The sequence below is a fragment of the Deferrivibrio sp. genome, from assembly GCF_055117995.1.
Genome location: NZ_JBSQOT010000012.1, coordinates 12,902 through 28,512, shown reverse-complemented (window position 1 = coordinate 28,512; position 15,611 = coordinate 12,902). Strand labels below are relative to the sequence as shown.

Annotated in this window: 14 protein-coding genes; 8 read left to right on the top strand and 6 right to left on the bottom strand. The window is 35.7% G+C overall.

The window, feature by feature from the left end; genetic code table 11:
• The first annotated feature begins 2 nt into the window (after positions 1–2).
• From ACTCAF_RS05095 to ACTCAF_RS05070, 6 genes are all read left to right on the top strand, one after another.
• Positions 3–668: an ABC transporter ATP-binding protein gene (locus tag ACTCAF_RS05095; protein WP_242820943.1), complete on the top strand. Its 666-nt coding sequence runs from the start codon at positions 3–5 to the stop codon at positions 666–668.
• A complete protein-coding gene (locus ACTCAF_RS05090; RefSeq protein ID WP_463062210.1) occupies positions 658–1,770 on the top strand; it encodes a two-component system sensor histidine kinase NtrB in 1,113 nt (370 codons plus the stop codon). Before ACTCAF_RS05095 ends, ACTCAF_RS05090 begins: the two co-directional genes overlap by 11 nt.
• Positions 1,751–3,088, top strand: a complete 1,338-nt coding sequence (locus tag ACTCAF_RS05085; RefSeq protein WP_463062209.1) for a sigma-54-dependent transcriptional regulator — start codon at positions 1,751–1,753, stop codon at positions 3,086–3,088. The genes ACTCAF_RS05090 and ACTCAF_RS05085 overlap by 20 nt, the downstream gene beginning before the upstream one ends.
• A gap of 52 nt (positions 3,089–3,140) precedes the next feature.
• A complete protein-coding gene (locus ACTCAF_RS05080; RefSeq protein WP_463062208.1) occupies positions 3,141–4,532 on the top strand; it encodes an MFS transporter in 1,392 nt (463 codons plus the stop codon).
• 38 nt (positions 4,533–4,570) lie between these two features.
• Positions 4,571–5,881 (top strand): hypothetical protein, encoded by a 1,311-nt coding sequence (locus ACTCAF_RS05075; protein WP_463062207.1) that lies wholly within the window; start codon positions 4,571–4,573, stop codon positions 5,879–5,881.
• 130 nt (positions 5,882–6,011) lie between these two features.
• Entirely contained in the window at positions 6,012–6,167 is a 156-nt protein-coding gene (locus tag ACTCAF_RS05070) for a hypothetical protein (RefSeq protein WP_463062206.1), read from the top strand.
• On the opposite strand, the gene ACTCAF_RS05065 is transcribed toward ACTCAF_RS05070, so the two are convergent.
• From ACTCAF_RS05065 to ugpB, 5 genes are read right to left on the bottom strand one after another with little or no spacing between them, the layout of a single operon-like run.
• Complete coding sequence (locus ACTCAF_RS05065; protein WP_463062205.1) at positions 6,150–6,968, bottom strand: HAD-IIA family hydrolase; 819 nt, start codon at positions 6,966–6,968, stop codon at positions 6,150–6,152. The genes ACTCAF_RS05070 and ACTCAF_RS05065 overlap by 18 nt on opposite strands.
• Before the next feature lie 2 nt (positions 6,969–6,970).
• On the bottom strand, positions 6,971–8,584 hold the full coding sequence (locus tag ACTCAF_RS05060) for a glycerol-3-phosphate dehydrogenase/oxidase (RefSeq protein ID WP_463062204.1): 1,614 nt from the start codon (positions 8,582–8,584) through the stop codon (positions 6,971–6,973).
• Between the two features lie 41 nt (positions 8,585–8,625).
• Positions 8,626–9,546, bottom strand: coding sequence for an ABC transporter permease subunit (locus ACTCAF_RS05055; RefSeq protein WP_463062227.1), 921 nt, complete (start codon positions 9,544–9,546; stop codon positions 8,626–8,628).
• 7 nt (positions 9,547–9,553) lie between these two features.
• Positions 9,554–10,447, bottom strand: a complete 894-nt coding sequence (locus ACTCAF_RS05050; RefSeq protein ID WP_463062203.1) for an ABC transporter permease subunit — start codon at positions 10,445–10,447, stop codon at positions 9,554–9,556.
• Between the two features lie 58 nt (positions 10,448–10,505).
• Positions 10,506–11,837, bottom strand: a complete 1,332-nt coding sequence (gene ugpB, locus ACTCAF_RS05045; RefSeq protein ID WP_463062202.1) for a sn-glycerol-3-phosphate ABC transporter substrate-binding protein UgpB — start codon at positions 11,835–11,837, stop codon at positions 10,506–10,508.
• A gap of 187 nt (positions 11,838–12,024) precedes the next feature.
• On the opposite strand from ugpB, the gene ACTCAF_RS05040 reads away from it, so the two are divergent.
• Positions 12,025–13,122 carry an ABC transporter ATP-binding protein gene (locus ACTCAF_RS05040; RefSeq protein ID WP_463062201.1) on the top strand — a complete coding sequence of 366 codons (1,098 nt, stop codon included), beginning with the start codon at positions 12,025–12,027 and terminating at the stop codon, positions 13,120–13,122.
• 46 nt (positions 13,123–13,168) lie between these two features.
• On the opposite strand, the gene ACTCAF_RS05035 is transcribed toward ACTCAF_RS05040, so the two are convergent.
• Positions 13,169–13,912, bottom strand: coding sequence for a glycerophosphodiester phosphodiesterase family protein (locus ACTCAF_RS05035; protein ID WP_463062200.1), 744 nt, complete (start codon positions 13,910–13,912; stop codon positions 13,169–13,171).
• Positions 13,913–14,038: 126 nt separating this feature from the next.
• Between ACTCAF_RS05035 and glpK the strand changes: the two genes are divergently transcribed.
• The gene (gene glpK / locus ACTCAF_RS05030) at positions 14,039–15,514 is read left to right on the top strand and encodes a glycerol kinase GlpK (protein WP_463062199.1); all 1,476 of its coding nucleotides are present in this window, start codon (positions 14,039–14,041) and stop codon (positions 15,512–15,514) included.
• Positions 15,515–15,611 lie beyond the last annotated feature (97 nt).

Genomic DNA, 15,611 nt, shown 5'->3' with positions numbered 1-15,611 from the left:
ATATGTTAAGTACAGAAAATCTAAATAAATTTTACTATAACGGAAAAATTGAAACACATGTCTTAAAAGATTTGACCCTTGAAATTGATGCGGGGGAATTTGTAGCCATTTTAGGTAAATCCGGCTCAGGCAAAAGTACACTATTAAACATCCTGTCAACACTTATGAAAGCTGATTCTGGCAAAATATGTTATAATGACATTAACTACTTCGATGTAAAGGAAAAAGAGTTGAACAAACTGAGAAATGAGGAATTTTCTGTTATCTTTCAGTTTCACTATCTTATCCCATATCTGACTGCACTTGAAAATGTACTTTTACCTTGCTCAAAAAGTTTTACACCGGTAAAAAAAGAAGATATTGAGTATGCAAAAGAGTGTCTTGACAAAGTAGGCTTGAACGGAAAGTACGACAGACTGCCAAATCAGCTTTCGGGTGGTGAGCAGCAAAGAGTGGCAATAGCAAGGGCGCTTATAAAAAAGCCAAAGGTGATTTTTGCTGACGAACCTACAGGGAACCTTGATGCTGAAAACAGTATGATTGTGGCAAATATTTTCAAACAACTTAACAATGAAGGTTACACTATATTGATGGTAACACACGATAAAAGTATGGCTGACTTTGCAGAAAGGATAATTACAATGAAGGATGGGCAGATTGTCAATTAAAAAATATTATATCCCCGGCAATAAATTTGTCGGGCTTTTTTCTCTTATTTTCTTTCTTGTAACAATGTTTTTTCACCACACCACCCCTTCGGATTTCAGTATAATACACATAGTGCACTACTACATGCTCTACATAATTGTCATAATAATAGCAATGAATTATGGACTTATTGGCGGGATATTGGCTTCATTTGTAATTACCGTATCTTATGCCCCCAACATTTATTTAAACATATTTGAGCTCAAACACTATCATTTGCGCAGCTTTGTGGAAGTGTTGATGATGTATACACTTGGTATATTTGCGGGATTTTATTCCCAAAAACTTTATCTTGAAAAAATAAAAGTTCAAAATGCCTATAAAGAGCTGGAAGCAGCGACAGAAGAAAAAATTAGAATGGAAAAGGAATTTGCCAAATCTGAAAAACTCAGGGCGTTAGGTCAGTTATCTGCAGGTATCGCACACGAAATCAGAAATCCGCTTGCATCTTTAAAATCTGCTGCAAATCTTATAAAGCAGGGCAAAAATGTTGAACAGCTTATTAATATTCTGATTTCAGAAATAGACAGGTTAAATAATTTTGTGGATAGATTCTTGCAGTATGCCAAATTTGGCAAAAATGAAACCCGCCAAATCAATGTAGAAAATTTTTATAATGAGCTTTTGGAATGGCTAAAGCTTGCCATAAAATCAACAAAAGAAGATATAAAAATTGAAGAAAATTTTAAATGTGACAAAAATACCTTTATTGAAGGTGACCTTAATAACCTGAAACAGGCATTTATCAATATATTTTTAAATTCTGTGGAAGAATTAAGACTTAATGGTAAAAAAGAAAAACTCATTGAATTTTCTGCCGAGTGCAGCAAATATTATGTAATTTTCTCTATCAAAGATAACGGAAGTGGCATCTCTGAAAGTATTATGGAAAAAATCTTTGAACCATTTTATACTACAAAAGAAACAGGATCTGGCTTAGGGCTTACAATTACAATGAAAATAATCAATGAACATGGCGGAAAACTTGATATTGTAAACGACAATGGGGCAAAATTTATCATTACATTCAAAAGGGTAACCGATGAAAATATTGCTTGTTGAAGATAACGAAACCCTTGCAACACTTATAAAGATAATGCTTGAAGACGAAGGGTTTACTATTGAACATTCAAACAGAGGGGACAAGGCTCTTGAGCTTATAGTAAAGAAAAATTACGACATAGTTATTACAGACATAAAACTACCCGGGGCAAACGGAAACGATATTCTTAATTTCATATTAAAAAATAACTTAAACTCAATTGTAATAATTATAACCGCTTACGGAAATATCGCTGATGCAGTAAATGCTATTAAGGCAGGCGCCTATGACTACATTCCCAAACCTTTTGAAAATGAAGTCCTTATAAATACTGTAAAAAAGGCTGCAAACTTTAAAAAGATTGAAAATGAAAATATGCAGCTGAAAGACTTTGTTAAAAATACATTCAGACCTAATTTAATCGGTAAAAGTCCCAAATTCAAAACTGTTATGAATCTCATTGAAAAAGTAGCAGAAACAGATGCCCCAGTCTTATTATATGGAGAAAGTGGTACAGGCAAAGAGCTTTTTGCAAAACAAATTCATTATCAAAGTAACAGGGCCACCAAACCATTTGTGGCAGTAAATTGTGCAGCCATACCTGAAAATCTTTTCGAAAGCGAACTATTTGGACATAAAAAGGGGTCTTTTACCGGAGCTGACAGAGATAAAACAGGGAAAATAAAGAATGCCGACAAAGGTACACTTTTTCTGGACGAAATAGGTGAAATACCTCTTGATATGCAGGCAAAACTTCTCAGATTTTTACAGGAAGGGGAAATTCAGCCGGTAGGGGCAGGCTCCCTGGAATATGTCAATGTAAGGGTAATAGCCGCCACAAACAAAAATCTTGAAATACTTGTAGAAAAAGGGCAATTCAGGGAAGACCTTTATTACAGACTCAACATATTCCCTATTACAATCCCCCCTTTAAGGGAAAGGAAAGAGGATATACCGGAGCTCGTGGATTTCTTCCTAAAAAAATATGGCTACAAACATATACAAGTTGACAAAGACATATTAGCCAAGCTGCAAAATTACGATTGGCCAGGAAACATAAGAGAGCTTGAAAACGCTGTTTACCGTATGGCAATTTTGGCAAAAGATGGAAGATTAACCATTGATTTTTTAAATAAAGGTACGGATAATGTTAAATCTTGCCTCACCTTAAACCTTCCGAATGATTCATTTGACATTTTGGCTTTCGAAAAAGAGATAATCTTGAAATCCCTGGAAAAATTTAACGGAAATAAATCAAAAGCTGCCGAATATCTCTGTATTCCAAGACATGTTTTGCTTTACCGTCTTGAAAAATATGAGATAAAAGACAATTACTAACTTCACTTTTAAATTTTGTTGTAAATTTTTTAATTATACGTAATAATTACTTATGCAACATTTTTTTTCGGCAAAAGAAAACAAAAATATAATACTTTTTGTTGTAGCCCTTTCCTCTTTTATCGCCCCTTTTATGACATCATCCATCAATATCTCTCTCCCCTCTATAGAAAGGGAGTTTATAGTTGATGCAATAAAATTAAACTGGATAACATCTTCATATATTCTTTCTGCCGCAGTTTTTCTTGTACCAGCAGGTAAACTTGCAGATATTTACGGAAGAAAAAGATTTTTCAACTTAGGAATATTTATATATCTTGCTGCCACAATAATGGCTTCAGTATCACAATCTGCCATGACATTGATTCTTGCAAGAATAGTCCAGGGTATTGGCAGCGCAGCAGTATTTAGTACAAACATCGCAATTCTTACCTCTGTATTTCCTCCCGAGAAAAGGGGTAGGGTTTTGGGAATAAATGTATCAGCTGTGTACACCGGTTTAAGCAGCGGCCCTTTTTTAGGGGGGATAATGACAGAACATTTTGGATGGAGAAGCATATTTTTATTTCAAATCCCGCTGTGCCTCATTATACTAATATTTGCATACCAGCATATCAAGACAGAATGGGCTGATGCAAAAAGTGAAAAATTTGATTTATCAGGCTCAATTACTTATATTCTGTCGATTTTGCTAATACTTTTAGGTTTTTCAGCTGTGCCCACAATCAAATCAATTATCTTTTTATCAGCAGGTTTTCTACTTTTGGCAATCTTTTACTATGTAGAACGGAAAGTATCTTCCCCGGTCATCAATTTCAATATTTTTATAAACAACATAACCTTTACTTTTTCAAGCCTTGCGGCATTTATCAATTACACTTCAACATTTGCAATAAGTTTTCTGATGAGCTTATATCTGCAATATATTAAAGGGATATCGCCACAACAGGCAGGTCTTGTACTGTTATCCCAACCAATAATGATGACACTATTTTCTCCATTTGCGGGCAAACTCTCCGATAAAATTGAGCCAAGAATTATTGCTTCAATAGGAATGGGGCTTATGACAGCAGGACTTTTTTATTTTTCTACAATATCAGACTCCACAGAAATCCTCAGTATTGTTGCCATCTTAATGTTAATCGGATTTGGCTTCGCTCTATTTTCCTCTCCCAATACAAATGCTATAATGAGTTCGGTAGACAAGAAACATTACGGCATTGCTTCGGCCATATTCGGCACAATGCGACTTACCGGGCAGATGTTTAGCATGGCAATAGTTATAGTGGTATTTTCAGTTTTTATAGGGAAGGTAAGAATAATGCCCGAACACTATACTCTTTTTATAAAATGTTTAAAAATTTTATTTACAATGTTTGCGATTCTGAATTTTTCAGGGATATTTGCTTCGCTTGCAAGAGGAAAGATAAAAAGGGATAATTAATTTATTGCAAAAACAAATTTGTTTTTTTATAACTTGTTATGTTTTCAATTTTGACACTTTTTTTAAAAAAGCAAACCAGATTAATATTAATTATCACCTTACTGATTGTAATCTCATTGTGTCTTGTAAGCTACTCAATATATACAAACTCTATAAAAAGGTATAACGATGTAGTAAATAGCCTGAATAAAATAGTCAGCTACTATTTTGCAGAAGAGGAAAAAAGGGTAAACAGACTTGCCGACAAAATAAAAAATGAACACATCAAATTATCAAACACTCTGTCACAACATCCTGAAAACAGTGAAGAGATTATAAATAAATTTCAGAAAATGCTAATACAGGAATCGGGAAGTAACGCGGATATCGCGCTAATTGGCAGAGACCTTATTGTTGCAAGCACTACCTTGCCAGAAGAAAAAAACCTCGATTTAAAGCAGTTTGAAGACGCCAGAATTGTGGCAGAAGAAGTTTTAAGTAAAAATAATGATAATTATGTAAACATAACATTCCCTGTGTATACACCGGCCACAAATACTTTTAGGATATACACCTTTTCTTATATTAAAAATCTGGACATATTTCTGCAAATCGGTATCGACACGGAATTTTTGAAATTTTCTCCTTTAATTGAAATAAATGATAAAAATTTGAAAGCTTCTATGTATTACTCAGGTGGAAATAATGTCCTGGATACATTCGACCTTGTAAATAAATCAAATACAACTTTACCTGAAGCAGTAAGAAAATTTATAATTTCACCTGAAAGAGAATTTATATTGGACTCTTTTATGCTCAGAAAATACTTCTTTAAAATATCCGATTTCAATTATATGGAAAATGTACTTGGAAGCATAATAGTTGAAATTTCTTTAAATAAAAAAGAGATATACTTTACAATATTGACATTGCTTTTAGTTGAGTTAGTTTTTTTGATAATTATTTATATTACTTTTGTTGGCAATATAATAAGCTATAAAAAATCGTTTTTTATCCCTTTCAGAAAAATTTTAACCAGCATAAAAAGAGGGCAGCCTATAGAAAAATACAAGAAGCTTAAGATAAAAGAGCTGCTTATACTTTCAAAAAACTATAACAGTATTATTAACAGCCTGCACCACAAAAACAGAGAGTTTGAAAGAGCAATTATTGAGATAAAAAACTTAAGGGATTTGCTGCCTGTATGCTCGCACTGCAAAAAAATCAGGGACGAAAATGGCAATTGGCATAAACTGGAAAGTTATCTTTCCGAAAAGCATCAGCTTGACTTCACCCATAGTCTTTGCCCTGATTGCATAAGGGCTCTATACCCAAAGTACGCCGATGAAATTTTAAAAAATCTTAAATAAGTTTATATTGAATTTATAAATGATGTTGCACTGCTTGAGTTATTAATATATTTATTACATGGAAAAAATAAAGCAGCTTCATGAATTGGCAAAAAGGCAAAACAGATAAAGTGAATTACCTGATTTTATCTTGGAAAAAATCATAAATATCAATAGCGGCCCCGAAGATATAATAGACGAACTTCTCGAAAAGGTCGAATATTTCAACAGTGAAGCAGGCCTTGGCTGTTTCTCGGCAGGATATTCAGTAGCCGATATTGAGAAAGCTTTAAAAAAACTTACTTAGTTCACCACAGTCTTCAACAATTAATTCCGGCAGTTTATCAATACTTTTTAAATGCTCTAATTTTGTTTCACCGCTTAATACAAGTACAAGATCTATTCCGGCGTTGTTTGCCAGCAACTTGTCCGTATAAATTCTGTCCCCCACCACTACCAGTTCACTCTCTTTAAACTCCTTTAATATAGGCTCAAGCAATATTTTATTTGGCTTGCCAAAAATCTTATCCGGCAACCTTTTAACAGTTTTATCAAAAAGAGCTATAAATGAACCCACGTCAGGGATATCACCTTTATCAGTAGGACAGACATTGTCACTATGTGTGGCAAGATACCTGATATTTTTGTCAGCAAGAAGATATGCAGCACTTTTTAGCTTATCGTATGTAAGCTCGGTATCAAATCCCATAACCACAGCCTCACATTCCTGTACATTATCTGTAAAAACAATATCAGAAATTTTTTCTACCAAGTAATTTTTCATACTTGTATTTGCCAGAGGGAATATCTTTTTTATTTTTTCTCTATTTAAATAATCGATAAGGGGAATTAAAGGTGAAATGATACTATCAATTGTTGCAGGAATACCAAAATGATTTAACTTATTTATATATTCTTTGATGTTTTTGGATGTATTGTTTGTCATAAAATAAAATTTGTATTTTTTATAATTGTCTTTTATAAAATTTATTGTGTTTTGAATGGGAGTGTTTCCAAGATAAACCGTACCATCAAGGTCGAAAATAAACGCTTTTTTCCCCTTTAAACTAAATCCTGTATTATGCCCAATTCTCAAAGTATCGCTCATTGTTAAATAGCTCCATCGAAACGTTCATTAATAAGCTGTTGCTCCAAAGAAATTCTAACATCATCCCATCCAAGAAGATGTGCCATAATTTCCAGAACTCTTTTTGACGCATGTTTTGCAGCTTTTTTATCTAAAAGACCTAAAGGAATCCTTCTTATAAGAAAATCTACCACATGGACAACCATTTCATTTTTTACGCAGTAATATACTTCAGCCTCGATATATGGGTGTTCCTTTTCAAGTCTTGTAAGCCCCATTTCCATATCACATGAGCCTATAACCTCTTCTGCAAGGCTTCCGTAAGACTTGTGCAAATGAATTGCGATATCATTGTCAATATTATATTTGTTTTTCAAAATTTTAAATCCTTCCGGGTCAAAATTTTCTCCACCTGCTATTTTAAGATCAACGGTAATACATGGCCCCGCCTTAAAAGAAAACTCTTTTACAACCCTGTCAACAACATCTTCAGCCATACGTCTGTAACTTGTCCACTTCCCACCTGTAATAGTCACAAGTTTTGAATTGCTTACTTCAATATAGTGATTCCTTAATATTTCCTCCGTAGTTGTTGCATCCGGGTCTTTTACAAGAGGTCTTATACCAGACCAGGCCGACAAAATATCCTCTTTTCTGGGCGGATTTTTGTAATATTTACTAATCTGTTTCAATACGTATTCTATTTCATTCTCGGTAACATCAGGATGGTCTTTTATCGTTGTCGGGTCATCAGTTGTACCAACCAGAGCATACCCCTCCCAGGGGAGCACAAATATAACCCGGCCATCATCTGTCTCAGGTATCATCATCCCATAATCTGTTGGAGCAAACTTTTTATCAAGAACTATGTGAATGCCAGAGCTTACCTTTAAAACTGGTTCAGCATTTTCATCATCCATCTTTCTGATAAAATCAGCATACGCCCCCGTAGCATTGACAACAGCTTTTGCCCTGACATTATATTGTTTAAAACTTATATTATCTTTTAATACAGCCCCACTTACAACACCATTTTCCTTTATAAGACCTGTAACTTCCATATGGTTAATAGCTGTTGCACCGTTATTGACAGCAGTTTTTACAAGCATTACAGCCATTCTTGCATCGTTGAACTGTCCGTCAAAATATAATACACCCCCCTTTAGCCCTTTGTCATTTACAATAGGAAGTTTCTGCTTTGTCTCATTTTTAAAAAGTAGCCTGCTTTTGCCAAGCCTCATTTTCCCTGACAATATGTCATATAACTTCAAGCCGGAGTAAATATATGGTAATTCATGCCATTTATATAAAGGGGTAACAAATTTTATTTTGTTTGTAAGGTGCGGAGCATTTTTCAAAATTACCCCTCTTTCAAACAGCCCTTCCTTCACAAAATAGTACTGCTCTTTATCCAGATGCTTGACAGCTTTTTCAAGATATCTTACACCACCATGTACAAGCTTTGTACTTCTGCTGCTTGTTCCTTCTGCAAAGTCATTTTTTTCAACAAGCAGTACTTTTAGTCCCCTCGAAGCAGCGTCCACGGCAATACCACTTCCAGTGGCGCCACCACCTATTACAAGCAAATCGTAACTATCAGCGTCTATCATCCTTTGGATATGTACAGATCTTTCCATATATTTCCTCTTAAATTTTTAATAAAAATATTTAGTTTATATTATTTTTCTCTTTCCACAAGCCCTTTTACAAACCATCTTTGCATAAAAAGAACCACCAGTACGGGAGGCATAACCACCAACAATGCCCCTGCCATTGCTATATTCCAGGTAGGCGGATCTTCAGGAGATGGAATTAAATGTTGCAAACCGATTACTGCAGTTGTCATATCTGCACTGGTAGTAATAAGTAACGGCCACAAGTACTGATTCCACCCGTAAACAAATTCAATCACTACAAGTGCAGCAATATTGGTCTTACTCAAAGGAACAAGTATTTTCCAGAAAAATGTCATTGGAGATGCACCGTCCATCTTTGCTGCTTCACACAACTCTTCAGGTATCGTGAGAAAAAATTGTCTGAACAAAAATGTACAGGTGGCAGATGCCGTCAAAGGGAGAATAAGCCCTGCGTAACTATCCAGCAAACTAAGTTCGAGGTTAACCTCTATATCGTGTCCGGCAAACCAACTTATAATTGAATTTAGACCAAGAGCATCAAATAAACCCTGCAGTGGACCAAAAAGATTAGCCGCCATTTCATATGTCGGAACAATCCTTACTTCCACCGGAAGCATTAAAGTGCAAAAGACTGTTGCAAAAACTAAAGCTCTGAAACGATATTCAAAATAAACAATGGAAAACGCTCCAAAAAGAGACACGATTATTTTGCCGATTGTAATCCCTGAAGCCATAACAAACGAGTTAAAAAGCAGAGTTCCAAGATTGCCTTTTACCCAGGCCTCTTTTATATTATCGAAAAATTGATCGCCCGGAATAAGTGGCATCGGCACTTTCGAAACCTCATCCAGCGGCAAAGTGGCAGCTATAATAGCATAAAATATCGGAAATCCTACAACGATAATCCCTATTATCAAAGATATATATGTAAACAAATCAAGTTTGGGAGTTTTTTCTACCATCATATTTCTACCCTGTATATTGAACTTTTCTTTCAACGAATTTAAATTGCAAAATTGTAATAAAAACTATCAAAAGCATCAGTACAACTGACTGCGCGGATGACGACCCCAAGTTCAAACCAATAAAACCATCCTGATAAACCTTATAAACAAGAATATTTGTAGAGCCTCCAGGCCCACCTTGTGTTACTGCATGAATAACACCAAAAGATTCAAAAAATGAAAATATAATTGTCATTACCGTCACAAAAAACATCGTAGGTGAGAGCAAAGGGAAAGTAATAGTCCAAAATCTTCTAAAAGGGCTTGCGCCATCCATTGCAGCCGCTTCAATAAGTGATTTTGGAATAGCCTGAAGCCCTGCCATAAAAAAAACAAAATTATAACTGATATTTTTCCAGGAACTTGCCAAGACCACCATAAGCATTGCATGTCTGCTGTCCAATAAAGGATTCCATTCAAGACCAAACACTCTGTTAACCCATATAGCAACAACGCCATAAGAAGGGTGCAATAAAAAGAGCCATAAAATCCCTGATATTGCAGGAGCAATAGCATATGGCCATATCAGCAACGTCCTGGTTAAAGCAGTAAATTTCAATGCCCTGTTGGCCATTGATGCAAGAAAAAGCCCTGCCGATATTGAGAGCAGTGCAACAGAGCCACTAAAGACAAGCGTAATGACAATAGATTTCAAATAAAGTGGGTCTTTAAAAAGATTGATATAATTATCAAACCACACAAAAGTACTTCTAAGCCCAAATGGGTCAGACCTCATAAAAGATGCAACAAGCCCCCTTATAGCAGGCCAATAGAAAAAGGTGGCTGTAATCAAAATCTGTGGCATTACCAAAAAATAAGCTAATGTTTTTGATTTAAAATATGAACGTTTCCTAAGCATATCAACCTATCCATAATTTCAGGGGCAGCAAGTCTACTGCCCCATTTTATTTAATAAATTATTTAAATGTTTTTTCAAATTCACGAAGCTTGATATTGCCTCTTTCAACTGCTGAATCCATAGCCTCTTTCGCTGTCTTTTTACCACTCCAGACAAGCTCAAGTTCTTCATTTATAATGTTACGAATCTGTACAAAATATCCAAGCCTTATACCTCTTGAATTCTTTGTGGGATTACGGCGTGTAAGCTGTTTTATACCAACTTCCTGATAAGGATATTCGTCATAATAACCGTCTTTTTTCAATTTCTCATAAGCATCGAGAGTAATTGGGAAATACCCTGTTTCTTTATGCCATAGAACCTGAACATCCGTACTGGCAAGATATTTCAAAAATGCAGCAACACCTTTGTATTCCTTTTTACTTTTACCAGCAAATACCCAAAGAGATGCTCCGCCGATAATACTGTTTTGAGGTTCACTCATCCATGATTCAACAGGTAAAGGAGCAGCATCCCATTTAAAATCTTTTACAGAACTCTGAAGTTTTGCAATTGCACCTACTGAGTCTATATAAACTCCAGCATTCTGAGCAATAAATTCTGATTTTGGACCTTGATATTTCTGTCCACCGTAAAAGAAACGATTTCCGTCATCCATCCATTTTTTTAAAGTAGCAATATGATTTACAATTTTGTCATTATTTATTGCAAGCTCAGTGTCAAGACCTTCATAACCGTTTGCTTTAGTTGCAAAAGGGAGGTCGTGAATAGCGCTGTAGTTCTCTACCTGAGTCCATGACTGCCAGGCAGTAACCATTCCACCTTTTACCCCCATAGCGGTAATTTTCTTTGTAATTTCTCCAAGCTCATCCCATGTAATCGGTTTATCCTTTGATAGTCTTCCAACTCCTGCCTTTTCAAACATATCTACATTGTAAAACATAACAGGTGTTGAAGAATTAAATGGCATAGACATAAGCTTGTTGTCTTCATTAACATAATATGAGAGGACAGGCTGCAGATACCTTGACCAGTCTATCTTATAGCCATAGTCTTCCATTAACTTATATACAGGGTATATTGCTCCTGACATCATCATAGTTTGAGTACCAACCTCAAACACCTGGATAATGTGAGGTTGCTTGCGCGCACGTACCGCAGCAATCCCTGCATTAAGCACTTCATCATACTCACCCTTGTAAACAGCCACAACCTTGTAGTCTGACTGCGAATTATTGAAGCCATCAACAATTTTTTGAACCGTTTCACCACGGGCACCACGCATTGCATGCCACCACTCAATTTCAATTGGTTTGGCAAATGAACTTTTAGCAAAACTAAAAACCAAAAGCATCGCCAGCACAAGACAAATATTTCTGAATCTCGACATAGTTTCCTCCTAATTTTACATAGTGTGAAACAAAATACAACAGTCTGTTCTTCTCTAATAAACAATATTTTACAAAATTACAAACTTTTTTATCCCTGCCAATTAATTTTTTCTGGATATGAAATCATTTTTATCATATAGTAAGCACGGTCAGCTAAACTAAACAAATGTTTTGGAGATTTTATTTATGGCTAATGTAATTTTAAAGGATGTTGTCAAAAAATATGGCAAGACTGAGGTAATCCACAATATCAACCTCGAAATCAATGACAAAGAATTTGTTGTCCTTGTTGGACCATCAGGATGTGGCAAATCCACGGCTCTTAGAATGATTGCAGGTCTTGAAGATATTACCAGCGGCACAATACAGATTGACAATAATGTTGTAAACGATTTGGCTCCAAAAGACAGAGATGTAGCAATGGTTTTTCAAAATTATGCCCTTTACCCCCACATGAATGTCTATAACAACATGGCTTTTGGATTAAAACTGAGAAAAATGCCAAAAGATGAAATAGACAAACGTGTCAAGGAGGCTGCTGAAATCCTTGAACTGTCCAATCTTCTTCAAAGGAAACCACACGAGCTATCCGGTGGACAAAGGCAAAGAGTAGCAATGGGACGTGCAATCGTAAGAAGACCAGCCGTTTATCTTTTCGACGAGCCTCTTTCAAATCTTGATGCAAAATTAAGGACGCAAATGAGACTTGAAATCAAGCAATTGCACCAGCAGGTTCAAAACACTGTAATCTACGTAACTCATGACCAGGTTGAGGCAATGACGCTTGCTGACAGAATTGTAGTTATGAGAAATGGGTATATTGAGCAGGTTGGAAGCCCACTTGAAATATTTCAAAATCCAGCCAACGTATTTGTTGCTGGATTTATTGGTTCACCCCCTATGAATCTTATCCCGGGGAGCATTATAAAACACAACAATATGCTTAACCTTAAACTAAACGATTCTTTGATTTTTCCAATCCCTGAAAAAGAAAAATCAAGCATTAAAGAAGGCCAAAGGGTAATTATGGGGATCAGAACCGAAGACCTGTTCCTTTCTGACACAAATAAAGCATGTGGCTATCCATATGAAACAACTGGGGTAGTAAAAATTGTTGAACCCCTTGGCAACGAAACAAACCTTCATATGGACTTTTCCGGAATAAACCTGATAGGAAAATCTGAAGGAAGAAGGGTATTTTCTCCTGAAGAAAAGCTGAAAATTACATTTGACCTTTCGCACCTTCATATATTTGATGCTGAAACTGAAAAATCAATATACTAATTCAATAAGATGCTGCATATAAATTTAATAGCAGCATCTTCTATTTTTAATCAACATTAAAAAGATGTTGCATAATCCAGTCAGGCCTGTTTGTTGTAAGGGATGACACACCAAGGCTTAACATCTTTTTTGCAAGAAATGGATTGTCCACCGTCCACACATTCCATATCAGATTGCTTTCTTTGATAGTTTTTGCCATCTTGATACAGTGTTCAAGCTCACTATGCGTTGATATACCATTTAAACTGGCATTTTCTATCTTCTTAAACACTTTTTTATACATATTCTTTTCCACCTGGACATTATATCCATATTGCACAATCCATAGCGCTTTTATATCGGGCCTCACTTTTTTCAATTCTGAAACTGTATCATAGTTAAAGCTTATTACAGTAATATTATTTTTCACGGCTTTGTTTTTATCCAAAAATTCACAAAATGTGTCGATTATCTCAGTCCCGGTCTTAATTTCGATATAAAACTCAAGCTTTTCACTGATGTTTTCAACCACATCCAGTAAAAGTGGAATTTTTTCCCCGTTAAAACTATCGCCAAACCAGCTACCGACATCTATTTTTTTTAGTTTCGAAAAAGTACTTGTTTTTACCTCAAAATTATCTGTACCTGTGCGGCCTGTAGTCTTGTCATGAATAACCACCAGCTTTTTGTCTCTCGTCATGTGGATATCCATCTCAATACCATCAACATTGAAGGTTTCAGCAAGTTTGAATGCACTCATAGTATTTTCCGGCGAATAAAACGAAGCACCTCTGTGGGCTATAATTTTCATATTTCCTCCGTCCTCAAAACCTTTCAGCCTAATAACCCTTTCAGTTAAAAATATCAACAGAGATTTTATTGCAATATATCTATTTCAAATCTATATTTTACAAAAATGCTTTCATAAGGGGGAAATATGCGCGGCTATATTCTGGCACTTGATCTTGGAACTACGGGCAATAAAGCTTTGGCATTTGACAAAGAAGGGAATGTCGTGGCTTCAGCATACCTCGAATTTACTCAAATTTTCCCAAAAGAAGGATGGGTCGAGCACAGTCCTGCTGAAATATGGGAAACCACAAAAAAAGTAATGTCAACTGTTATCGAAAAGGTCAGGGCAGAAAACATAATTTCTATTGGAATAACAAATCAGAGAGAAACCACAATAATATGGGACAAAGAGACAGGTAAGCCACTTTATAACGCAATCGTCTGGCAATGCAGAAGAACTGAAGGAATATGCAAACAATTTTCAGAACACAAAACGTTAATAAAGGAAAAAACAGGGCTTTTTCTTGACCCATATTTCAGCGCAACCAAGATAAAGTGGCTTATTGACAATATAGAAAACGTAAAATCTGCCGTAAAAGACAAAAAAGCCTTATTTGGAACAGTGGATTCCTGGATACTTTATAATCTTACCGGTGGTAAAGTGCATGCAACAGATGTTACAAATGCTTCGAGAACAATGCTTTTTAATATTAAATCCCTTAAATACGACAATGAACTTTTAGAGCTTTTCAATATTGAGGAAGATATATTGCCAAAGGTGTATCCAAGTGACCATCTTTTTGGCTACACTGATAGAAGTATTTTTGGTAAAGAAATACCAATTTCGGGGATAATAGGTGATCAACAGGCATCCCTTTTTGCCCATGGTGGATGGAGAGATGGCCTTGTTAAAAACACGTATGGCACAGGGCTTTTTATGATGACTTCCACTAAAGCCAAGGTTTACAAATCTGAAAATTTGATAAGCACAGTTTCGTGGCAATTTGGAGATAGTGTGGAATATGCCCTTGAGGGGAGTATTTTTGTGGGCGGTTCACTTATTCAATGGCTAAGAGACGGTTTAAAAATTATTGAAAGCGCCGATGAAGTTGAAGAGCTGGCCAGAAATGTAACGTCCTCTGATAATGTCTTTTTTATACCGGCACTTACAGGGCTTGGTGCACCTTATTGGGACCCTTCGGCAAGAGGCTTGATTATTGGTATCACAAGGGGAACAAAAAGGGAACATATTGTACGGGCGGCGCTTGAAGGGATAGCATTACAGACTAAAGATGTCTTCGAGGAATTTAAAAAGGCAACGCAAAATACACTTGATTTCAAAAAGCTTGCTGTTGACGGCGGTGCCAGTCGCAATAAGTTTCTGATGGAGTTTCAGGCTGATATTCTCGGCATAGAGATTGAAAAACCACAAGTCACCGAGTCAACTTCACTGGGGGCTGCTGCAGTAGCCGGTATTTCTACAGGTTTCTGGTCAAAAGATGATATTCTCAGCATTAGAAAAATTGAACGAAAATACGAGCCTAAAATGAACGAACACGAAAGAAAAGAGATTTACAATAGATGGCTTAATGCGCTTAAAAGAAGTTTGCAGTGGAGCTAACGACAGAGGGCTTCATAACCTTAAAAAACACTTTTTATCTTCTAAAAAATGGGAAAATTGAAATTGTGCAAAGGTCTTTTATTATAATAATTGCGAT